General features: G+C 61.9%; 21 protein-coding genes and 1 tRNA gene. 6 read left to right on the top strand and 16 right to left on the bottom strand.

Annotated features, from left to right (window positions below; genetic code table 11):
• Positions 1–20: 20 nt before the first annotated feature.
• Together EA473_RS00290 and EA473_RS22035 are read left to right on the top strand one after the other, a co-directional pair.
• Positions 21–195: transfer RNA gene (locus EA473_RS00290), tRNA-Trp, on the top strand.
• A 385-nt stretch (positions 196–580) separates the two neighbouring features.
• The gene (locus tag EA473_RS22035; protein ID WP_165875165.1) at positions 581–751 is read left to right on the top strand and encodes a hypothetical protein; all 171 of its coding nucleotides are present in this window, start codon (positions 581–583) and stop codon (positions 749–751) included.
• Between the two features lie 7 nt (positions 752–758).
• Here EA473_RS22035 and EA473_RS22030 read toward each other — a convergent pair whose 3' ends face one another.
• Positions 759–902 (bottom strand): hypothetical protein, encoded by a 144-nt coding sequence (locus tag EA473_RS22030; RefSeq protein ID WP_165875161.1) that lies wholly within the window; start codon positions 900–902, stop codon positions 759–761.
• Between EA473_RS22030 and EA473_RS23340 the strand changes: the two genes are divergently transcribed.
• On the top strand, positions 889–1,041 hold the full coding sequence (locus EA473_RS23340; protein ID WP_449289208.1) for a DUF7386 family protein: 153 nt from the start codon (positions 889–891) through the stop codon (positions 1,039–1,041). The genes EA473_RS22030 and EA473_RS23340 overlap by 14 nt on opposite strands.
• A gap of 121 nt (positions 1,042–1,162) precedes the next feature.
• On the opposite strand, the gene EA473_RS00285 is transcribed toward EA473_RS23340, so the two are convergent.
• The 14 genes from EA473_RS00285 to EA473_RS00225 all read right to left on the bottom strand — a co-directional run bounded on the left by EA473_RS00285 (position 1,163) and on the right by EA473_RS00225 (position 15,732).
• Entirely contained in the window at positions 1,163–1,612 is a 450-nt protein-coding gene (locus tag EA473_RS00285) for a type IV pilin (RefSeq protein ID WP_124193675.1), read from the bottom strand.
• A 30-nt stretch (positions 1,613–1,642) separates the two neighbouring features.
• Positions 1,643–2,071, bottom strand: coding sequence for a type IV pilin (locus EA473_RS00280; RefSeq protein ID WP_124193674.1), 429 nt, complete (start codon positions 2,069–2,071; stop codon positions 1,643–1,645).
• Between the two features lie 574 nt (positions 2,072–2,645).
• The gene (locus EA473_RS00275) at positions 2,646–3,086 is read right to left on the bottom strand and encodes a type IV pilin (RefSeq protein WP_124193673.1); all 441 of its coding nucleotides are present in this window, start codon (positions 3,084–3,086) and stop codon (positions 2,646–2,648) included.
• A 325-nt stretch (positions 3,087–3,411) separates the two neighbouring features.
• Complete coding sequence (locus EA473_RS00270) at positions 3,412–3,873, bottom strand: type IV pilin (protein ID WP_124193672.1); 462 nt, start codon at positions 3,871–3,873, stop codon at positions 3,412–3,414.
• A 472-nt stretch (positions 3,874–4,345) separates the two neighbouring features.
• Complete coding sequence (locus tag EA473_RS22020) at positions 4,346–4,522, bottom strand: hypothetical protein (protein WP_165875163.1); 177 nt, start codon at positions 4,520–4,522, stop codon at positions 4,346–4,348.
• Positions 4,523–5,016: 494 nt separating this feature from the next.
• Entirely contained in the window at positions 5,017–6,198 is a 1,182-nt protein-coding gene (locus EA473_RS00265; RefSeq protein WP_124193671.1) for a phosphotransacetylase family protein, read from the bottom strand.
• On the bottom strand, positions 6,195–8,291 hold the full coding sequence (locus EA473_RS00260; RefSeq protein WP_124193670.1) for an acetate--CoA ligase family protein: 2,097 nt from the start codon (positions 8,289–8,291) through the stop codon (positions 6,195–6,197). The genes EA473_RS00265 and EA473_RS00260 overlap by 4 nt, the downstream gene beginning before the upstream one ends.
• A gap of 246 nt (positions 8,292–8,537) precedes the next feature.
• Positions 8,538–9,641, bottom strand: a complete 1,104-nt coding sequence (locus tag EA473_RS00255; RefSeq protein ID WP_124193669.1) for a metal ABC transporter permease — start codon at positions 9,639–9,641, stop codon at positions 8,538–8,540.
• A 3-nt stretch (positions 9,642–9,644) separates the two neighbouring features.
• On the bottom strand, positions 9,645–10,385 hold the full coding sequence (locus EA473_RS00250) for a metal ABC transporter ATP-binding protein (RefSeq protein ID WP_124193668.1): 741 nt from the start codon (positions 10,383–10,385) through the stop codon (positions 9,645–9,647).
• 157 nt (positions 10,386–10,542) lie between these two features.
• Entirely contained in the window at positions 10,543–11,946 is a 1,404-nt protein-coding gene (locus EA473_RS00245; RefSeq protein ID WP_124193667.1) for a metal ABC transporter substrate-binding protein, read from the bottom strand.
• A 324-nt stretch (positions 11,947–12,270) separates the two neighbouring features.
• Positions 12,271–13,257 carry a hypothetical protein gene (locus EA473_RS00240; RefSeq protein ID WP_124193666.1) on the bottom strand — a complete coding sequence of 329 codons (987 nt, stop codon included), beginning with the start codon at positions 13,255–13,257 and terminating at the stop codon, positions 12,271–12,273.
• A 348-nt stretch (positions 13,258–13,605) separates the two neighbouring features.
• Positions 13,606–14,082, bottom strand: coding sequence for a YbaK/EbsC family protein (locus EA473_RS00235; RefSeq protein WP_124193665.1), 477 nt, complete (start codon positions 14,080–14,082; stop codon positions 13,606–13,608).
• A 32-nt stretch (positions 14,083–14,114) separates the two neighbouring features.
• Positions 14,115–14,537 (bottom strand): hypothetical protein, encoded by a 423-nt coding sequence (locus tag EA473_RS00230; RefSeq protein ID WP_124193664.1) that lies wholly within the window; start codon positions 14,535–14,537, stop codon positions 14,115–14,117.
• Between the two features lie 70 nt (positions 14,538–14,607).
• Complete coding sequence (locus tag EA473_RS00225; protein WP_124193663.1) at positions 14,608–15,732, bottom strand: YihY/virulence factor BrkB family protein; 1,125 nt, start codon at positions 15,730–15,732, stop codon at positions 14,608–14,610.
• Positions 15,733–15,856: 124 nt separating this feature from the next.
• Between EA473_RS00225 and EA473_RS00220 the strand changes: the two genes are divergently transcribed.
• Complete coding sequence (locus EA473_RS00220) at positions 15,857–16,261, top strand: secondary thiamine-phosphate synthase enzyme YjbQ (RefSeq protein ID WP_124193662.1); 405 nt, start codon at positions 15,857–15,859, stop codon at positions 16,259–16,261.
• Between the two features lie 117 nt (positions 16,262–16,378).
• On the opposite strand, the gene EA473_RS00215 is transcribed toward EA473_RS00220, so the two are convergent.
• Positions 16,379–17,932 (bottom strand): hypothetical protein, encoded by a 1,554-nt coding sequence (locus EA473_RS00215; RefSeq protein WP_124193661.1) that lies wholly within the window; start codon positions 17,930–17,932, stop codon positions 16,379–16,381.
• Positions 17,933–18,100: 168 nt separating this feature from the next.
• On the opposite strand from EA473_RS00215, the gene EA473_RS00210 reads away from it, so the two are divergent.
• The gene (locus tag EA473_RS00210) at positions 18,101–18,661 is read left to right on the top strand and encodes a hypothetical protein (RefSeq protein ID WP_124193660.1); all 561 of its coding nucleotides are present in this window, start codon (positions 18,101–18,103) and stop codon (positions 18,659–18,661) included.
• A gap of 86 nt (positions 18,662–18,747) precedes the next feature.
• Positions 18,748–20,502 (top strand): ATP-dependent DNA ligase LigA, encoded by a 1,755-nt coding sequence (gene ligA / locus EA473_RS00205; RefSeq protein WP_124193659.1) that lies wholly within the window; start codon positions 18,748–18,750, stop codon positions 20,500–20,502.
• Positions 20,503–20,607: the final 105 nt, after the last annotated feature.

The following is a 20,607-nucleotide window of genomic DNA, read 5'->3' as shown; positions in this document are numbered from 1 at the left end:
ATAACCCAACTCACACTCGCGGGGTCGTGGCCAAGTCAGGGATGGCGACTGACTCCAGAGGCACCGCGCCCGGGACGACACTCCAGACTGATATACTGATCGGACACCTGATCAGTGTCCGTGTGATGACCCTCTGGAGTTCCGAGGCGCACCGGAGATATCAGTCGATCGGGGGTTCAAATCCCTCCGACCCCATTTCCTCGCGACGAACAATACCGTGAGTCGCGAGTATTGGACGAGGAGGATTTGAACCAGAGAGGAGCTTGCTCCGACCGTGGTTCAAATCCCTCTGACCCCACTTAGAGTACGACCGATTTGTAACCAGCCGAGGCAACCGTAATCTCCTGGCTTCTTTATCAGGTTCGACTCTATTGAAGCCCTTGGTAGGCGTTAGTTTTCAGCAGCCGTGCTGAATCCATAGCACGGGTCTTGCACAAAGAATTGGTAAGGTGGAGATAGGCGAAACGATCAGTCAGTGCAGCATTGGGCGAATCAGCGTAGTAGGGAACTACCCTGTGAACGGTCATATGACACTCTTGGGAAAAATACATACTATTACCAAATAAATTACCAAGAAGACATGCCAAATCTAACTGAAAAACAGGAGTGTATTCTCGAGGCGGCGCGTCGCTGGCCGAACGCAAGTAAAGAGGAGATCGCAGACCACTGCGACACAAGTATAGCGTACGTGACAGAGACGCTCAACAATTTCGGTGATCCGAAAGACGCCGGCGGTGGTATTTTCTGGTGAGTGTTTCCTATACGGTTCCCGCGAGGACAAGCATCAGCACGGCTGCGACGACGCCGAACATCAGGAACGCGTAATTTGCGGGATTGTTCGAGCGCGCGAGCGAGGTCGTCGATGACGACCAGTACGACGCCCCGTCGATGTCTGTCGTCATCGATACAGCGTTAGAGAACCTGATCGAACACAACCGACATCTCAAGGATGCTCGAGGCGAGGTGGACCCCGAAACAACCCAGCGATTCAACACCTCGGTTGTCGGTCTTCGCTATCGGACCTCGGTCGTGAGCGAGTGACGATAGCAGCGTCTCCAATACTTCTCTCGAGAAAACACAGCGGAAGTAAAATTATAGTAGCCACTGAACGTCATCCCACACCCGATCGCCAGACGGATCGGCGATCGGTGTGTACATCGTTTCAGTTGTTACTATAACTGAAATCGTAGTCTTCGCTCGTGATCAGTGTCTCTTGCTCATCAGCCACACCGACCGCGACGACCGTTCCGTCCCGTCCATCGGACTCGAGGTCGTCTTTTGCGATCCGGACGCTGTCGCCTGTCTCGAGTTCTCGAAGGTCGTTTTCATCCAGATCGTTCGGTCCGCCGCTCACGACGTGATCGTACGGAGTGCCAGTGATATTGATGTGATCGGCGTTTCCGAGCGTCGTCACCTGGACCTCGAGATACTGCGGATCGTGCTGGACGGTAATCGAGACACCGGCCTGGACCTCCTCGTCGATATCGCTGCCGATGTCGAGGACCAGCCCCGCGACGACGGCCGCGAGGATAACGGTGATCGCAACGACGAGGATGACGCCGACCACTGGCGAGACGGCACGGCCGTGGTTTGAAAACGTGTGGCTGGTCATGGTTCAAATAAGGCGGAGTGAGAAAGGGAGTTAGAAGTCCCAGTCTTCGCTGTTGACTTGCGTTTCAGTTTCCGTTTCGTTGATCACTGCAACAGCCGAGATCGTTCCACTATCTTCGATGGTTTCTCCTTCCTCGTAGGTGACAGCGTCGCCAACAGTCATGATTGTGGCATTGTCCGGTCTATCATCCTCCCACTCAGTGCTTGTGAGATTGACGTGATCAGCGTTACCCAGAGACGTTATTTCGACCTGAACCTCTCCCGCAGTTTCGTCCACATCGATCGTGACTCCTGCCTGTGCTTCCTGTCCGACGCTCCCACCGAGGTCGAGCACGAACGCAGCGATCACTGCTGCCAGAATCACAGTGATTGCCACCATAAGAATGACACCAATAACAGGTGACACCGCTCGTTCCTCTTCGCTTCCGATCAGCTTGTTTCGAATTTGTGTTCCGTCCATTGTGTACCACACACCCGTTGACAGTCACGAAGGTTGTGCGCGCGAACATAAAGATGCGCCCGGGATTGGGGGTAACATAATCTCCGGAACCTCCTTGCTGTCGTTTGGTGCTGGTGACAACCACTGGATAGCAGGTATATATAACTAGTCGTTAGTATATTTCATTCGGAAAATAACCGTCCGATATCGGTTTCACTTTTGATAATCAAGTCCCGCCAGAGCGGTTACAGCACTATCCTGAACCCCTTCCGTCCTGTAATTTTTTGGCAGCTACAGTTATCACTCCTTCTTGGTGATCCTCTGTATGGTCCTGGCTATAGCCACTGAAAATCCGGCGATGATCGAGAAAGGTCCTATCTCATCAATAAAATCTCGCCGTTTGAACGCTATAACAATCACTGAAACGAATGTACACACCGTTCGCACAGCTCACGGGTAGTTCCCCCGCTCGCCGTTCCGCGGTTCTTGCTCGCTTCGCTCGCTCCGAACCGCGCTCTCCTCGTGCGATCCGGTGTGCAGTCACGTTCAGTGGCTACTATAATGCCTAAGTGAACCCAAAAACTGGAAACGTTAGTTAAAAGTCGAAGTCCTCGCTTGCGACTTGTGTTTCTGTTTCCGTTTCTTCGATGACTGCAACAGCGGTCACAGTCCCGCTGGTCGAAGTAAGGTTGGCACTGGTGAGTGTCGCGGTGTCACCGACCGTCATATTTTGACTGGCGGGGTCACTGAGCGAAGAATTAGTAGCATCGTCAGTAGCGCCACTTATGTTGACGTGATCGGAATTTCCTAACGAAGTAATCTGGATCTGTATTTCTTCTTCACTTTCGTCGACATCGATCGTCACACCCGCTTGTGCTTCTTGCCCGACGCTCCCACCGAGGTCGAGGACGAAGGCCGCGATCACGGCCGCGAGAATGACCGTGATAGCAACCATGAGAATGACACCGATGACCGGTGACACTGCCCGTTCCTGTTCGTCTCCCACGAGTTTGTTTCGAATTAGGTTCGCATTCATTGTGTATCCAGCACCCTAACAGACAGAAAGGGTATGGTGTTTAATACGCATATATGACACGTCGAGCCTGGAAATTGGAGGTTCAATCCAGCTCGGCGCACCCTTCTACCGTCGAGTTCGGTGCTGGTAGTTACCAGTGGTGGCGAAGTATATATAATTAGTCGATAGTGTCTCATCACACAAATTTATTCAATAGGTCCATCATTCCATATGGCAACCAAGGGTCATAAAATAGATCTTGTTACCTAATTGAATCCCATAAGATCACAGGATTGGTACTGAAGTTAATTGCTGGTAAAATAGAAACCCTGTGTTGGGTAAAAGGTTAGAAGTCGTAGTCTTCAGAGGCGACTTGAGTTTCGGTCTCCGTTTCGTTGATGACCGCAACAGCCGTCACAGTTCCTGCGTCATCTTCAAGGCCTCCATTTGACGAATTGAGAGTGGCCGTATCACCGACAACCATCTGCAACTCGTCAGCGTTGTTTCCATATTGGTCACCACCCTGATGCGGTTCTTCACTTGCGACAGATCCGCTAAGCCACACATAATCAGAATTCCCGAGTGACGTTACTTCGACTTGAACTTCTCCCTCACTCTCGTCAACGTCGATGGTCACACCCGCCTGTGCTTCCTGCCCGACGCTCCCACCGAGGTCGAGGACGAAGGCCGCGATCACGGCCGCGAGAATGACCGTGATAGCAACCATGAGAATGACACCGATAACCGGTGACACTGCCCGTTCCTGTTCGTCTCCCACGAGTTTGTTTCGAATTAGGTTCGCATCCATTGTGTATCCAGCACCCCAACGGTCAGAAGGGTTATGGCGACTGACGTGTATGCATAACACGTCGCGCCTGGGGATTGGGGGTCCAACCACGACCCAGCGCGCCTTCTACCGTCGAGTTCGGTGCTGGTAGTTACCAGTGGTGGCGGGGTATATATAATTACTCGATAGTGTGCGTCCATGGAAATTTACCAGTCCCGCGGCGGTTTCAGACGTGATAATTAGCGACCAGTAGAACCGCTACAGCACCTCGTTGAACCCGTCCAGTCTTGCGATTGGAAGCGTTCTGCCGGCCGCCCGCACGGCGGTCGGGAGAGTCGAGCAAGAACTGCTATCAGTGACGATCGGCCGGTTATCGAACCTCGAGATCACACTCGAGTCCGAACCTCACAGCCCTCGAAATAGTCAAAAGTTCGAAACTGCTCGACTTCGACCGCCGGGGCTATCGGCAGCGAGCCAACCCGGCGTGACGAGGCTACGGAAGGTACTTCTCCTTGCAAATCCCGCAGACGCGCAGCCGGTACTCTTTCGTCGTCGGTTTCTCGGTCTGGCACAGTTCACACTGGCGCTGATTGTCCGTGTCGTCTACCGCGTCGAACACGTCCGTTCGAGCCTTCGGAGACGTCTCGAGTTCCGGGAGCTTCGGGGCCATACTGTCAGTAGTACGGGCCAGCCCGGAAAGAGCCTTGACCCTTCGATTGCACGCCAGCGCGACGTGGTCATCCGATTTTCGACGGAACGAGGCAATCTAGTACCCTCCCAAGCGTTGACTGATGAGCGAAATCGGACCACACCGCGTGATTTCGCTCATCAGTGCAGGCTTGGGACGCCACTAGTCATCCCTGCCCGTCTGACCGAACCCGTGGTGTCGGTTTTGCAACTGGCCAGTCCGCGAACCGCAATCGCCGGCCTGCGTGCAGAACCATCCGCGGTTGTGTCGATTCTACTGGAACACACCGACTGCGCGAGACTATAGTAACAACTGAAACGATTGACACACTGATCGCCGATCCGTCTGGCGATCAGGTGTGCAATGACTTTCAGTGGTTACTATAGCGGACTGCCAGATCGGTGCGTACGCGTTCGCGCTAAACAACAACCACTCACAACACCACTCGAGTTATGAGCGCCGATCCGAACTCGAGTTCAGCGATCCGTCTCGAGAATCGCGTCAGTTTCCGCGTGGTCTGCGAGCAGCGTCTGCATCCGGTCGACCGTCTCCTCGTCTCGAGTGCGTCCGCTCCGAACGACGTCTTCGGCGCGTTCGACCGTCGTCAACGTATCCGTCCGCACCGAGAGGATCGGGACGCCCTTTTCGGCCGCCTGCCCGAGGATCGCCCCCGACGGCCGGTGGCCGCCGGTCAGGATAAGACAGCGAACGCCGGGGGCCTCGAGTGCGGCGGTGTGGATTTCGGCCCTGTCGCCGCCGGTGATGACCGCGGCGTCTTTCGTCCGCCGGAAGTGTCGAAGTGCGCTGTCGGCACCCATCGCACCGACCGAAAAGCGTTCGACGTAGGCGTCGCTTCCCTCGTCGACGAGCGCCGTCGCTCCGAGTTCGTCGGCGAGTTCGGCGACGGTCACGCCCGAAAGCGTCCGCTCGCTGGGGAGGACACCGTGAACGCGAACGTCCCTCCCTTCGAGGAAGGGCACGACGTCGGTCTCGAGTTGGTCGTAGGCCGCGTCGGAGACGTCGTTGAAGACGACGCCGGCGAGGCGATCGCCGAACGTCTCGGCTGCGGCGAGGACGTCGTCGACGTCGGCGGGGATCTCGTAGGGGGCGATCAGCAACACGCGCGCGTCGAGCAACGCCGCGACGTCGGCGTCGGTGAGGTCGACGATCCCGCCGACGGCGTACTGACCGCCGCCCTCGACGAACATCCGGTCGGTTCCGTCCGCAAGGGACGCAAACGCCTCACGGACCCGATCGCGGAGTTCACCGGGGTCTTCGCGGCCCCGAATCGCCTGCTCGACGAACGTCGGCGAGTAGACGACGGGTTCTAAGTCGTGCATCTCCGCATCCAGATCGAGCAACTCGCGCGCGATCAGGGGGTCCTCGTCGAGGGTCTTCCCGACGTTACTCTGGAGGCGGGTGCCTTTCGGTTTCATGTAGCCGACCTCGTCGCCCTCGGCCCGTGCGAGGCGGGCGAGCGCGAGCGTAATCGCCGTCTTGCCGGTGCTCTCCTCGAGCGAACTGACGAGGGTCGTCTCGGTCTTCGGTCGATCCTCGGCCGTACTCTCCCCGGGTGTGTCGGTTTCGTCGCTCGGTTCGGTTCCCTCTGGCGGTGATGATTCGGTTTCCGCGTCGGTGTCGGTGGTGGTGTCGGTCATAGCGTGTCAGTGTCGACGGTGAGTCTGAGATCGATCGCCTGTACGCCCTCGGGGCCGGCCACGAGCGGGTTGACGTCGAGTTCGAGGATCGCCGGGAAGTCGGTTACCAGCTGCGAGAGTCGCTGTATCGTCTCGACGACCGCCTCGACGTCCGCCGGATCGCGTCCGCGAGCGCCGCGTAACAGCGGCGCAGCCCGGATTTCGTCGACCATGTCCCGGGCCTCTCCTTCGCCGATCGGCGCGACCCGAACGGACGTATCCTCCAGTATTTCGACGAAGATTCCCCCCAGACCGAACAACAAGAGCGGGCCGAACTGGGGATCGCGGTTCATTCCAACGATCGTCTCGGTCGCGGCCTCGAGGTCGAGCATCTCCTGGATCTGCACGCCGAGGATGGTCGCGTCGGGCTGGTAGTTTCGCGCCCTGGCGACGACGTCCTCGTAGGCGTCGTAAACGTCCTCGTCGGCGACTCCGACCCGCACGCCGCCGATGTCGGACTTGTGTGAGATGTCGGGGCTGACGATCTTCAGGACGACGTCGCCGTCGATCGATTCGGCGACGTCGCGGGCCCGGCTCGGATCGTCGACGATGTCGCCGTCCGGCGTCGGAATTCCGTAGGCCTCGAGGAGGTCCATCGATTCGACGCCGAGGCGGTTGTCGTCGCGACGCGTCGCTCGCTCAAGGATTGTCCGCGCGCGCTCGCGATTAACGTCGAACGCCGCGGGGTCGTCGATCGTCCGCTCGCGTACGTCACGATACCGAGCGAGCGCGTCGAGTCCGGCGATCGCACGGGAGGGGTCGAAGTAGTTCGGAACACCGAACTCCCGAAGGCTCTCTTCGGCGGCCCGCGCTCGATCGCCGCCCATCAGACAGGTGACGACGGGTTTGTCGTGTGCCTGTCGCTTCTCGATAACCGTCTCGGCGAGCTGGTCGTACTCCAGGACGGCCGTCGGCGCGCTGACGACGACCGCGCTGCCGACGTTTGGATCAGCCAGCGCGATCTCGATGGCCTCGCCGAAGCGTTCGACGTCGGCGTCGCCGATGGCGTCGATCGGGTTGTAGACGTTGGCCTCCTCGGGCATCGCCTCGGCCAGCGCGTCGATCGTTCGGTCGGTAAACTCGGCCATCCCGAGCGTCGAGTCGCCGACCGCGTCGGTCGTCAACACGCCAGGGCCGCCGGCGTTCGTCACGACCGCGACGCCGTCGGCGTCGGGTTCGGGAAGCCCCGAGAGTGCGCGAGCGTAGTCGAACAACTGCTGGACGGAATCTGCGCGAATGACGCCCGCTTGCTCGAGGCCGGCCTCGTAAGCCCGCTCGCTGCCGGCGATCGCGCCGGTGTGTGAGGACGCCGCCTGTGCACCCGCGTCCGTTCGGCCGGACTTGACGAGGACGATCGGCGTCTCGTCGGTCACCTCGCGGGCGGCCGCGATGAACTCGTCGCCGTCGTCGATTCCTTCGAGGTAGCCGATGATCACGTCGGTCTTCGGGTCGTCGCCCCACGTCCGGACGAAGTCCGTCTCGTCGAGGACGGTCTTGTTGCCGAGCGAGACGACGTCTCGAAAGCCGATCCCCTGCTCGTTCGCCCAGTCGAGGACGGCGGTGATGAACGCCCCCGACTGGCTCATAAAGGAGATCGACCCCTCGCGGGCGTTTTCCGGACCGAACGTCGCGTTCATCCCGACGCCCGTCGACATGACCCCGAGGCTGTTCGGGCCGACCACGTTCAGGTCGTACTCGACGGCGATCTCGCGGAGTTCGCGTTCTCTTTCGGCTCCCTCGCTTCCGGTCTCGGAAAAGCCCGCCGTGATGACGACGACGTGTTCGGTTCCGGCCTCCCCGATCTCGCGGACCGTCTCGAGGACGGCCGGCGGCGGAACGACCACGACGGCCAGATCGATCGACGGCGCACTCGTCACGTCCGGATAGCACTCGAGCCCGAGGACCTCCTCGCGCGTCGGATTGATCGGAACGACCTCGCCCGAAAACCCGGCGCGCAGGTTCTCGAGGATCGCCCGGCCGACCGCGCCGTCGCGGTCGGTCGCGCCGACCACGCCGACGGTCTCGGGTCTGAATAGCTCGGATAACCGTCCCATCGTTCGATCGGTCGTGACCGACCGGGTTAAAACCGCACCCCAGTTCCGGCCTCGTGGGGGTACCGGATCGTTCCTCGAGTGGGATGGTGACTCGTCGATCGGTGGTGCTTCGTCGATCGGTTGCGACCTCGTTGACCGATCACGACCTCGGTGATCGCTCGTGTTCTCGTCGAGTGATTGTGTCCTCGGTGATCGCTCGTGCCCTCGTTGCTGTCGTAGAATGTGCTCTGTCAGTTCGAAGCCGCGCTAGTGCATCGAGATCGCCGTCGATCGACCGGTAAACAGCGAGAACGCGACTGCGAGCAGGTAAAAGCTGATCGCGACGACGATGATCGAACCGCCCGAGGGGAGACTTTGACTGATCGCGAACGCGAACCCGCCGACGATCGACGCCTGGCCGATCAGGATCGAGAGATACAGCGTCTCGCGGAAGCTGCGGGCGACTTGTGAGGCGGCGGCGACGGGGATGACGAGCATGCCGGCGACCAGAATCACGCCGAGGACCTGCATCGCGCCGACGACGACGACCGCCGTCATCACGACGAGCAACGTGTTGTACGCCGAGACGTCGAGCTGTGCGACCCGTGCGGCCTGCTCGTCGAACGTGATGAACAACAGCTGTTTGTAGGTCGCCGCGACGATACCGACGACGGCGACGCTCAGAACGGCCATCATTCGCGCACCGTCGGCGGTGACGACCGACATGCTCCCGAAGAGGAACTCCTCGATGTCGATGGGAACCGAGACGTATCCGCGTCCCCAGCTTATCAGCAACGTTCCGATTGCGAAGCTACCCGACAACATGATCGCGATCGGGACGTCGCCGAACGTACTGGTTCTGTCGGCGAGCCACTGGACGACGAGCGCGCCGACGATGCTCACGACGAGCGCGATTAGTAACAGCGAGCCCTCGTACCCGGTGACGGCCATGACCAGCAGCCCGATCGCCACACCTGCGAACGCCGTGTGTGCGAGCGTCTCTCCGATGAGCGCCATCTGTCGGTGGACGAGGTAAGTGCCGACCAGCGGGGCGACGATGCCGATGAGGACGCCGGTCGCGATCGATCGCCACATGAACGGGTGCTGGAAGACGTTCGTCCCGAGGACGTGGTCGGCCCACATGCCGGCGATCAGAAACTGGTCGAACAGGGTCCCCGGGAGCGCTCCGAGCGAGGGGTAGTGTCGGAGCCAGTCGAGGACGACGAACGCGATGACGAACGCGCCGAGAAAGCCGACGAGCGAAATCCCCACGACTTCGAGGCGACGACGCAGATCGGCCGGTTTGGGCTGGTATTGGCTGACGTCCGAAACGGGTGGCGACTCCAGCGTGTGATCGTCTGATTCCGACATGGTTCAGTGGTGGTGATGGACGACCGTTCCCGTCGCGCCGTAGGCTTCGCTCAAGGCGTCGCTCTCGACGAACGATTCGGTGTCGCCGTGGTGGTACAGTTCGGTGTTGATACAGGCGATACGATCGGCTCGGTCCGTCACGACCCCGATATCGTGTTCGATCAGGATGATCGTGATTCCGGAGGCGTTCAACGAATCAAGCAGCCGGTAGAACGCGTCGCGGGATTCGGCGTCGACGCCAACGGTCGGTTCGTCGAGCGCGAGCAGATCGGCTTCCGAAGCGAGCGCCCGTGCGATGTACGCCCGCTGGCGCTGCCCCCCTGAAAGCTGGTTAACCCGTCGATCGGCCAGGTCAGATATTCCAACCGTCTCGAGGGCCTGTTCGGCGATCGCCCGATCTTCGTCGGTCAGCCTCGAGTGGCCGACGTGGGCGAATCGGCCCATGCGAACGCACTCGCGGACGGTGACGGGCATGGTTCCGCCGCGGCTCGTCGCCTGCTGTGAGACGTAGCCGATCCGCTCGCCGGCGTCGAACTCGTCGACGGGGTTGCCGAACAGTTCGACCGAGCCGCGGTCCGGTTCGATCAGTCCGAGCATGATGTGCAACAGCGTCGTCTTTCCCGAGCCGTTGGGGCCGATCAGCCCCAGAAAGTCGCCTTCCTCGACGGTCAACGAGACGTCGTCCAGCGCCAGCTTCTCGCCGTAGGAAAACGTCACGTCCCGAACGTCGACGGCTGAACTCACTGTAAACTCACCCGGTTCTCGGACACGAACGCGCTTAGTTCTTCCACTTCGGATCGAGTTCGTCGGCGTGGACGGTCGTTTTGTGCCGGTCGTTGGGGTGGACAGTCGTTTTGTGCTGAATCGATCCCCGCTGTCGGTAGGTCTCTCGCCGTAACGATCATTCGGCACCGAGTGCGTTGCGTAACGACGGGATGTTCACTTCCTCCATCTGTTCGATCCAGCCCCAGTCCTGGTCGCTCCACTCCTGTGTCGTTCCTTCCGCAGGAGTGAGGGGCGCGTACTCCTCTGCACTCGTGTTCTCGAGGAGTAACTCGACCATCTGGGGAACGTCTTCGTCCGGGTTGGGCGTCTCGAACGGATCGTAGAGGATCGTCTCGATGTCGTGTTCCTCGACGACCTCGATCGCCTCGGAGATGTCCGATTCGGTCTCGGCCGCGTCGGGAGCGATCCCGACCGGCGTGTGGATCTCGAAGTCGTACCGGTGTTCGATGTACTGGAAAGAGTCGTGGCCCGCGAGGACGGCGACGTCCCGCTCGGCGTCGTCCGCGAGCTCTTCGAACTGCCGGTCGACGTCGTCGAGGCGGTCGGTGTACGCGGCGGCGTTTTCCTCGTACGTCTCCGCGTTGTCTGGATCTACCTCCGCGAGACCGTCGGCGATCGTCTCGACGACGTCCTGAGCGATAACCGGATCCACCCAGACGTGCGGGTCGTAAAACTCCGGAGCGTCGGACTCCTCGAGTTCCTCGACCACCTCGACGGTGATGTTGTCGTTGCTGGTGTCCCAGATCGGGTCGCCGTCGGCGACGAGTTCGAAGACGACCCGCGTCCGCCCGACTTCGAGCGCGTGGAACTCGATACGATCGCCGTGTGATTCGATCTCGACGACGTCCTCGCTTGCGCCGTCGACGATCCGCGCGTCGATCTCGAACGGTTCGTCTTCGCCGAGCGGCAACACTCGCCCTTCGTCGTCCTCGAAGATTCCTTCGACGGTTGCAGAGCCCTCGAGTGGTACCTCGGGGAGGTCGCCGTGCCAGTGATCACCGTGCCAGTAGGCGACCTCTTCGCCCGTTTGGCCGTCGTAGACGTCGAACCCACCTATCGAGACGGTATCCGAATCGAAGTCGTAGTCAGTCGCGGGTTCGCGACCGTCGTCTGCGTCCCTGTCGATCGGGAGTAACTGGTCTTCGAGGCCGTCCATGGCGTCGATCACCGTCACGTCGTCGTAGTCGGTCTCGAGGTCGGTCGCGACGTTTTGGGCCCAGGAAAACTCGGCGGTGTCGAAGTAGATGAAGACGTCCGAGTCGGCGATGTTCCGCTGGATGTCGGCCGGTGGTTCCCAACCGTGTCCCATCTGGCCGACTTCGACCGGATTTTCGAAGGTCATCTCGTCGCCGCCGACGTGTTCGGCCCAGTCCCAGAGCGCGAAAAAGGCCGCGTAGCCGGTTCCGGAGGGATTGCCGTCATCGGACCCGTTCCCCGGCTCGTTCAGACAGCCGGCGAACGCGGTTCCCGCGAGGGCACCCCCGCCTGTTTTCAGTACCGAACGGCGTGAGAGGTTCATACGAATAGCTGGTCCTTCGAGGGTAAAAGGATTATTATATAGAGTTATTTTGTTAATAACTCGTGCCACCGGGTGACGTGGCGTTAGTGATTTGGGCCCCGGTTGTCGGCTTCATCCTACCCGTAAACGGGTGGGCTTTCGCCTCGCTACCGCTGTAACGACGGTGGACGGTCCGTCCGTCGAAGCGGTGATTCGGTCTCCGCGGATTCGGTCTCGAGTTATACTGACTGCTGTACCGAGTTGCCGTGGGACCGGCTCGTAGACGATGTCGCGAGAAGGAGAGAGCGAATCCGGTGGGGCAGGGGAGTCGGCAGAAACCTCAGATCAGTGGTCTTCGACTTCGACGGCGATCGGTGGGCTCTCCCAGTCGGCGTGGTCGTCGTGCCAGAGCATGAAGACGACCTCCGTCTCACCCTCCGCCTCGCCGTAGATGTGGACGTGGTCGCCGTGCCAGTGCTCGTCGGGATCGATTTCGACGACGCCTTCCTCGGCTCCGTCCGCGAGCGTTACGGCGAGTTCGTACTCTTCGTCGCTGCCGATCGGAATCTCGTCGCCGTGATCGTCGGTAAACGTTGCTCCCAGGGAGATGTTGTCGTCGACGTGAACGTGGGGCAGTTCACCGTGCCAGTGGTCGCCGTGGATGTCCGCGACGACTTCGTCGTCCGAGCGATCGATGATCTCGAGGTCGTCCACTTCGACGTGGCCGTGGTCGTGATCGTCGTGATCGTGGTGTCCGACCTCGGTCTCGAGTTCCGGCGTCTCGTAGATCACGTCGCCGTCTTCGACGAGCTGGAAGACGACGTCGGTAAAGCCGTCTTCTTTGCCGTGAACGTGGACGTGGTCGCCGTGAGACTCGATTTCGACGATTTCGTTTGCGCCCTCGACGACCTCGCCGGTCAGTTCGGTACCGTTCCCGATCTCGATCTCGTCACCGTCTTCGTCCTCGGCGTACACGCCCAACGAGAGGTGGTCGTCGTGGGGTACCTCGAGCGGGTCGCCGTGCCAGTGGTCGCCGTGGATGTAGACGACGACCTCCTCGTCGTGATCGCGATCGAGTAGTTCGAACTCCGAGACGGGGCCGTCGTGATCGTGATCGTGGTCGTGGTCGTGATCGTCGCCGTGATCATCGTCGTGGTCGTGATCATCATCGTGGTCGTGATCATCGTCGTGATCATGACCGTCGTCGTGATCGTCACCTTCGGATTCGTCGCCGTTCTCGTCGCCGAGACAGCCGGCGATACCGAGAGCAGCGAGCGAACCGGTCGTCGCGATCATCCGTCGACGGGAAGTCAGACGCGGCTTATCAGTCATACGTATTCACCATCAGCCAGTTGAGATTGGTTAGTAATGAACCTGACGATATTATTAATAGCTTGTAACCGGGAGTTCCATGGTAGCAAGTACGTCACTACGGGAGATGACTTCTCTCTCCGGCGTTGGGGCGACGATCGATCGGCGGTGACCTGCCTTGCTGCAGGATCGACCCGAACGACCAACGGCTCGATACGGTCCGCTGTCCGTAAACTCCGTTCACCCAACGATCCGTCTGCCGTTTGCATCGGTACGTCGGTACAGGAACCCGTGCAGGGCGGTTCGTCTCGAGACTGCGTCGGGTTCATCCCAGGACTGTGATGTGTCCATCCCGAAACCGCACCGGGTTCACTCCGCGACCGCGACGACGTCCCCGTCCGCAAACGTCACGACCGTCTCGGGATCGATCGGAAAGACCGCCTCCGGCGTTCCCGCGGCCGCCCAGACGGTCTCGAACTCGAGCAGCGTTTCGTCGACGACGACCGGGACTGGGCGATCGTGACAGAACGGGGGAACGCCACCGATCGACCAGCCGAGTTCGTCCCTGATTCGGTCCGGATCCGCCATCGAGACGTCGCTCGCTGGAACGTCGAACGCGTCGCCGAGTGCGTCTTCGCTGACGCGGTTCGCGCCGCTCGTGACCGAGACGACGAGATCTCCGTCGACGTCGAACGCGAGGGAACTGGCGATTTGGCCGACGTCACAGCCGACGGCCTCCGCGGCGTCACTCGCCGTCTTCGTCCCTTCGGGAAACTCCTCGATTTCGGGTTCGAAATCGTACCGTTCGCTGGCTCGCTCCGAAAACGCCGCTGCGCGTCGGTGCATCACACGGCGATTTCGCCTGCATTCACAAAACGTTACTCGAGCGATATCGTGATCCGGGTGCCGTCGCGACGTCGGTACGCGGGCGGTCGATCGGACGCCCGGTTCCGGACGACCTCGAACGCGTCGAACCGGATCACGAACCGTCCGGGATCGATCGTCGCCCGGAGAATCGGCCCTCGACTCGTCACCACGACGTACGGCGGTGTCGCCACGGGCTCTGCGGGGAGTTCGTACCCCGCCGCAGCCACGACGTCTACGAGTGTCAGCCGCAGTCGCTCGAGCGAACCCGTGCGCTCGAGTTCGGATCGTAACGAGTCGACGACTGCGCTCCCGTCTGTCGTCCGCGCCGTATCCCAGCGGTCGGCGACGCGGTCGGCACAGTCGTCGACGGATTCGACGAGCTGTCGGTGGTCGGTTCGAATCCGACGCCGGACCTCCCGAATCGGCTCTGACACGGACGGCCGTGGGACGCCGACCGCCAAAGACCTCCCGAATTCGAGAAGGTGTGGTGACCGAAAACCGCACCTACTGTCGCTTTATGACGCCGAGGCGGAATCGGCTGACCCGCGAGAGCACCTTCCGAACCGGTCGTGGCCACTCCGGACCCGTGCGGGCCTCGAGTTCGCGCTCGAGGCGTTCGTTTTCCGACTCGAGGTCCCGGATCGTCGCGTCGAGGCGGTCGGTTCTGTCCTCGAGTCGGTACCGCCGCCGTCGCTGGGCCTCGAGATCGTTCCGTAACTGGTCTCGTTCGCGTTCGAGGGAGTCGATCCGTTCGCGCAGTTGCGCTCGCTTGCGCCGATTTCGGTCGGCGAACGGATCCCGATCGGACGCTCTCATCGACTCCAGGGAATCGGATTCTTCGGGCTCGAGGCGACCCGATCTCACCGCGTTGACGACGGCACCGGCGAGCAACACGAGCGCACCGAAGTAGAGCCACGTCAACAACAGCAAGATCGCGCCAACCGGCCCGGCCGACTCGGAGTCGGCGGCGAAAGAGACGTACACCTGAAAGAGCGACTGGAGCGCCGTCCAGCCGACGGCGGCGACGAGGACACCCGGGAGGACCGCTCGAGCGGAGACGTCGGCGTCGGGGAAGAAGTAGTACATCGGGAAGAACGCGATCGTCAGGCCGGCGACGAGGAGAACTGGACTCACCAGGCTCAAATACGGAATATCCGGGAAGAACGCGAGGACGATACTCGCCGTGGCCGCGGCGACCAGCGCGATCCCGATCGCGCCCAGTGCGATCAACGCATCTCGGAGCTGGTCGACGAACGAACTCTCGGCCGCCGTGTCGTAGATCTCCGAGAACGCGGTGTCCAGTCCGCGGAAAATTTTCAGCGATCCCCACAGCAGGACGACGACCCCGATGAGCGTCGATCCCGCCGTTGCGGGCGACTCCTCGATAGCATCTTCGATCATTAGTTGGCCGCTCTCCGGGAGGAATCCCGCGGTCGCTGCGCTGACCTCGGCTGCGAGGCCCTCGTCGCCGACGATGGTGACGAGAAAGAACACGAGAACCAGAAGCGGGATCAGCGAGATGAACGCCTGGTAGGCGATGCTCGCGGCCATAAACGGGACGTTCTTCTCGGAGATTCCGCTGACGACCGTCTTTCCGAACGGGATCGCGTTTCGAACCTCGACGCTCATAGCCGACGTACGATCTGCTCTACGAAAGTTCGTCCGCTTGCACGACACCCGGTGCTCGAGGAACACTCCCGAAAACCGACTCGAGACGTAACGGCCGTAACGGTAGCGTGCGTTTCGAACGACTATGAGCGAATCCGGCGACGATCGCCACGCCCAGTTCACCGTCTCGACGGACGACCGCCTCTCGGTACTCGAGATCACCGACGAGGTCGAACGCGCGCTGCCCGAGGACGCCGCCGGGACCGCCACCGTCTTCGTCACGCACACGACCGCCGCTATCGCGGTCAACGAAGCGGAGCCCCGTTTGCTCTCGGATTTCGAGTCCGCCCTCGAGACGCTCGTTCCGGACTCGGGGTGGAAACACGACGAACTCGACGGGAACGCCGATTCGCACGTCCGCGCGATGTTCGTCGGACCGAGTGCAACCGTACCCGTCCGCGACGGCTCGCTCGCGATCGGAACCTGGCAATCCGTGCTGTTCGTGGAATGTGACGGGCCGCGAACTCGGACGGTACAGGTTCACTGGTGAATACACTCCCAGGTCCAGTCCTCGACTCACCATTCCAGTTCTCGAGACGATGCCCACACCCGATCCTCGAGGCAGTTTCCGCGCCCGGTTCTCGAGACGCCGTCCGGGGCCGTCGGGTCACTCGCCGATCCAGTCGGCGAAACTCCCCTCGAGCAAGGTTTCGCGCTGTCTCGCGACGTACCGCCGTTGCATCGACTCGATGGCTTCCTCGAGGGACGTCCCGTCCGCGACCGCGGAGCGAACCAGTTCGCGTTTCCATCGGGCTGGCGTCGTCTTCTGGCGAACCCGGCGACGAAGCGGGTAGAGGTACTTCGCGGCCTGTTCGTCCGTCAGACCGCGGTTGGTCAGCCCGTCCTCGGCGTGGGCCAGCAGGTCCTCGTACAGTTCGAGCGAGTCGGTCGTCTCCTTTCCGTCGTTCGTAATCCAGGTGAGGTCGGCCTCGAGGCCGTCTCGCATCGCGGCGTAGAAGTTCTCGTGGGCGATCGCCCAATCGAGTTCGTTGACGGGATGCTCGAGCCGGGTCAGACTCTCCATGAGGCCGGCGAAGGCCGCGAGGAACGAGACCGAGTCCCGAACGGTCGGCTGGGCCGGTATCGGTCGAAATTCGATGCGCGCGTTCGCGGCGGAGCGGGTCGGACCGCCGAACACGGGGCGAACCCACCGCCAGTAGGTGCCGTGTTTGCGCCGGAAGTGGGGAAACCGATCGTCGAACCGCTCCCCGGCTTCGACGGGCATCGGCACCATCGTATCATCGGTCGCGATTCGGTCGACCGCCTCCTCGACGGTCGACAGGTCCCGGGGAAATCGGACTTTTCCCTCCCCCGTCGCCGGATCGTTGAGAACGGTCTCGAAGACGCTGATCCGGTGTTCCATCCAGCAGTCGTCGACCACTTGCGCTGCCGTCGCGCTCTCGTCGTAGAGTCCCGCCGGGAAGAACGGGGAGTTGACGCCGAGTGCGAGCAGCGGTCCGGCCACACGGAGCGCGTAGTTGAAATAACGCGGAAGGTCGGTCGCGTGTGGCACCTGATAGTGGGGCTGGATGGAGGTGATGAGGCTCTCGGGCATGACGGTGTCGGCCTGGAGCGAGACGTGTGGTGCGCGAATACACATCCCCGCCGCGTTCGCCCGGTCGGTGTTGGCCATCGCGTGGTAGCGGCCGGAACTGCTCATGTTGGTCGCGATGCGAAACGACCGCTCTCGCCCGTCTCGAGCGGTGACGGAACGCTCGACGCTGTCGGTAAGGTAGGTCTTTACGTCCTCGCCTTCGGGTGGGATCGTCCAGAGAGCGTCGCTAACCAGCCGCATTCGTTCGGAACTGGTGACGTCGAGGGCAGTCTGTAGACGGGCTTTGACTTCTGACTCCTGGGCAGCCAGACCGTCGGCGTTCAACGGCTGCGGGCTGGTCGTCATCTCCGCGTTGTGGAGGCCAAGTTCCTTCTCGAACCCGATCAACTCGAGGAGTCTGCGAGGGACCCGCCGAAGCTCGCAGCCCTCGTCTTTGACCGCGTAGAACTCGTACTCGAGGCCGACGATCGCCTGCGGGTTGTCGAACACGCCCTCCTCGAGCGCCTCTTTGATCACCAGGGCGTCCTCCTCGGCCCGTCCCCGGAACTCCTCGGCGTCGACCGAGAGCACGTCCGCGACCCGTTCGGCGAGTTCCTCCTCTGGCATACCTTCGAGTGCGGGTCCATCACCCTTTAAATCCGTCCCTCGAGACGCGACCGTCCGACTCGCGTTCGACGCGGCCGTTTCGCGTTCACGGCCACGCATTCCGCTCGAGTTCGGATTCGTCCGGTCCGGCCCCAAAGAAATTTGTTCGTGCTGACACAATGTCCCGGTATGGGTCCCACACCGAACCTCCAGTGGCTCGCGACCGCGTGCAAGCAGTACGGTCCCGGCCGACTTCCACGGGCTAACCGTCGCGACGTCGGTGCCGGCTACGCGGGTGCGGCCGCCGCGCTCGCGATCGCCCTCACGTTCGCCCTCGGAATGGTGGTCCTGTATCAACTGGGCGTATCGCACGATCTGATCCATCCGTTCTGGGGAATGAGCGCGCTCGTTTCCCTTCCGTTCGTCGTCCCGACCGCCTTCCTCGTCGGAACCGCGGTCTGGCGATACCTTCCGGCTCGGATTCCGTACTTCGGGGCCGTCGCAGGAGTGGTCACGACCGTGCTAACGTACGTCATCTCGCTGGTCCTCGTTTTCTTCGCCCTACTCGCGATCGTCGCCACGAGTTCCGGAACGGGGATCGAAACGACCGCGGAATTGCTCGAGGTTGCGGCCGGGTTGACCCTCCTCATCGGAATATTTGCGACAGTGATGACCACCTGGCTGACGATCCCGATCGGCTGTCTCAGCGGTGTGATCTACGAACGTGCTCGAGTCGTTCCGACTCGATAATCGCGCCTCGAGCAGCTGACCGTTCGTTCACCCCCACCGAGGAATTCTCAGAACCGTTTTACCGTCCCCGTAGCTAGTCACGGGCGATGGAGTTCGCCACGTTCGCCGATCGAGCCGGGGAGATCGAAGCCGAAGCCGCCGACCTCGAGATCGTCGACCACGTCACGGATCTCCTCGCAGACGCCGACGAGGACGTGGAGATCGTGGCGCGATTCGTCCAGGGACGGGTCTTCCCCGCCTGGGACTCGACGACGCTCGACATCGGGCCCGCGGCGTGTTACGAGGCGATCGCTCGCGCGGCGGGGACGAACGTGACCGCTGGCGACGTCGAGGAACGCCTCGCCGAGATCGGCGAGATCGGCGAGGTGGCGGCGAGCTACGAGTTCGGTGGCCAGCAGGGGCTCGGCGCGTTCGCCACGGGTGGGGGCGGTGGAGCTGACGCCGGTGGTAGTGACCTCACCGTCCGCGAGGTCCACGAGACGCTCGAGGACCTCGCCGCGGCCGAGGGGTCTGGCAGTCAGGACCGGAAGGTCGACCTCCTCTTCGGGCTGTTCAACCGCTGCTCGAGCGACGAAGCCAGATACCTCGCGCGACTCGTTCTCTCGGAGATGCGAATCGGCGTCGGCGAAGGGACCGTCAGGGACGCTATCGCCGGCGCGTTCGCCGTCCCCGACGACCGGGTCGAGCGGGCACTGCAGGTGTCGAACGACTACGGGCGGGTCGCCCGGATCGCCCGCGACGAGGGCCTCGACGGCCTCGATGCCGTCGACCTCGAGGTCGGCCGCCCCGTCCAGGCGATGCTCGCCCAGGCGGGGACCGTGACCGACGCGCTCTCCGAGTGGGAGGAAGCCGCCGTCGAGTGGAAATACGACGGAGCCAGAATTCAGTTGCACTACGATCCCGACGAGTCTGGGGACTCGAGCGACGCGGCTTCCGCCGGGCAGCGTTCGGCGTCCGAGACGCGGGTCTTCTCCCGGAACATGGAGGAGGTGACGGACGCGCTCCCGGAGGTCGTCGAGTTCGCCGAGGAAACGCTCGAGGAGCCGGCGATCCTCGACGGCGAGGTCGTCGCGATCGACGACGACGGCGAGCCGCTGGCGTTTCAGGAGGTGCTCAAGCGATTTCGGCGCAAACACGACGTCGAGAAGGCCCGCGAGGACGTCGCCGTTCGTCCGGTCTTCTTCGACTGTCTGCACGCCGACGGGGAGGACCTGCTCGAGGAGCCGCTTACGAGCCGACACGATCGACTCGAGGGCGTACTGACCCCTTCGGAGGAGAGCGAGGTCAGACCGGCGGACGTCGACGGCCTGTCCCTGCTGTGGATCACCGACGATCCCGACGAGATCGAATCGATCGACGCCGACGCGCTCGCCGCCGGTCACGAGGGGATCATGCTCAAAGCGCCCGACTCGACGTACTCGCCCGGCCGCCGGGGAAAGAACTGGCGAAAGCGCAAACCGGACGTCGAAACGCTCGACTGCGTCGTCACCGGGGCCGAGTGGGGCGAGGGTCGGCGTGCGACGTTTCTCGGCACGTTCGAACTCTCGGTTCGGGACGGCGACGACCTCGAGACCGTCGGCAAAGTCGCGACCGGCATCACCGACGAGAAACTCGCCGAGTTGACCGAGCTTCTCGAGGCTCACGTCGCCGCCGAGAACGGGCAGGAAGTGACACTCGAGCCAGCGGTCGTCTTCGAGGTCGGCTACGAGGAGATCCAGACGTCGCCGACGTACTCCTCGGGGTACGCGCTTCGATTCCCGCGATTCGTGGGCGTTCGACACGACAAGGACCCCGCGGACGCCGAGACGCTCGAGCGCGTCAAGTCGCTCCGGTCGCCGTAGTTCGGATTCGGGGACGTCCGTCAGTTAGTGACGGATACACCGTGATCCGTCCGCTGTCCGACCGGATTCCGTAAGGGGGATCTATCAGACGCGATGCTTTTGTTC

It is taken from the genome of Natrarchaeobius chitinivorans, from assembly GCF_003841505.1.
Lineage (GTDB): Archaea > Halobacteriota > Halobacteria > Halobacteriales > Natrialbaceae > Natrarchaeobius > Natrarchaeobius chitinivorans.
Note: the sequence above shows the minus strand (reverse complement) of the source record. Positions and strands in the feature narration are given on the sequence as shown.

What these genes read in the sequence shown, in the direction of transcription:
- EA473_RS00275 (WP_124193673.1), bottom strand. Translation starts at nt 3,086, where the DNA reads ATGAATGCGAACCTAATTCGAAACAAACTCGTGGGAGACGAACAGGAA.
- ligA (WP_124193659.1), top strand. Translation starts at nt 18,748, where the DNA reads ATGGAGTTCGCCACGTTCGCCGATCGAGCCGGGGAGATCGAAGCCGAA.
- EA473_RS00270 (WP_124193672.1), bottom strand. Translation starts at nt 3,873, where the DNA reads ATGGATGCGAACCTAATTCGAAACAAACTCGTGGGAGACGAACAGGAA.
- EA473_RS22030 (WP_165875161.1), bottom strand. Translation starts at nt 902, where the DNA reads ATGACGACAGACATCGACGGGGCGTCGTACTGGTCGTCATCGACGACC.
- EA473_RS22020 (WP_165875163.1), bottom strand. Translation starts at nt 4,522, where the DNA reads ATGGCCCCGAAGCTCCCGGAACTCGAGACGTCTCCGAAGGCTCGAACG.
- EA473_RS00220 (WP_124193662.1), top strand. Translation starts at nt 15,857, where the DNA reads ATGAGCGAATCCGGCGACGATCGCCACGCCCAGTTCACCGTCTCGACG.
- EA473_RS00210 (WP_124193660.1), top strand. Translation starts at nt 18,101, where the DNA reads ATGGGTCCCACACCGAACCTCCAGTGGCTCGCGACCGCGTGCAAGCAG.
- EA473_RS00215 (WP_124193661.1), bottom strand. Translation starts at nt 17,932, where the DNA reads ATGCCAGAGGAGGAACTCGCCGAACGGGTCGCGGACGTGCTCTCGGTC.
- EA473_RS00245 (WP_124193667.1), bottom strand. Translation starts at nt 11,946, where the DNA reads ATGAACCTCTCACGCCGTTCGGTACTGAAAACAGGCGGGGGTGCCCTC.
- EA473_RS00265 (WP_124193671.1), bottom strand. Translation starts at nt 6,198, where the DNA reads ATGACCGACACCACCACCGACACCGACGCGGAAACCGAATCATCACCG.
- EA473_RS22035 (WP_165875165.1), top strand. Translation starts at nt 581, where the DNA reads ATGCCAAATCTAACTGAAAAACAGGAGTGTATTCTCGAGGCGGCGCGT.
- EA473_RS00260 (WP_124193670.1), bottom strand. Translation starts at nt 8,291, where the DNA reads ATGGGACGGTTATCCGAGCTATTCAGACCCGAGACCGTCGGCGTGGTC.
- EA473_RS00280 (WP_124193674.1), bottom strand. Translation starts at nt 2,071, where the DNA reads ATGGACGGAACACAAATTCGAAACAAGCTGATCGGAAGCGAAGAGGAA.
- EA473_RS00240 (WP_124193666.1), bottom strand. Translation starts at nt 13,257, where the DNA reads ATGACTGATAAGCCGCGTCTGACTTCCCGTCGACGGATGATCGCGACG.
- EA473_RS23340 (WP_449289208.1), top strand. Translation starts at nt 889, where the DNA reads ATGTCTGTCGTCATCGATACAGCGTTAGAGAACCTGATCGAACACAAC.
- EA473_RS00235 (WP_124193665.1), bottom strand. Translation starts at nt 14,082, where the DNA reads ATGCACCGACGCGCAGCGGCGTTTTCGGAGCGAGCCAGCGAACGGTAC.
- EA473_RS00225 (WP_124193663.1), bottom strand. Translation starts at nt 15,732, where the DNA reads ATGAGCGTCGAGGTTCGAAACGCGATCCCGTTCGGAAAGACGGTCGTC.
- EA473_RS00285 (WP_124193675.1), bottom strand. Translation starts at nt 1,612, where the DNA reads ATGACCAGCCACACGTTTTCAAACCACGGCCGTGCCGTCTCGCCAGTG.
- EA473_RS00255 (WP_124193669.1), bottom strand. Translation starts at nt 9,641, where the DNA reads ATGTCGGAATCAGACGATCACACGCTGGAGTCGCCACCCGTTTCGGAC.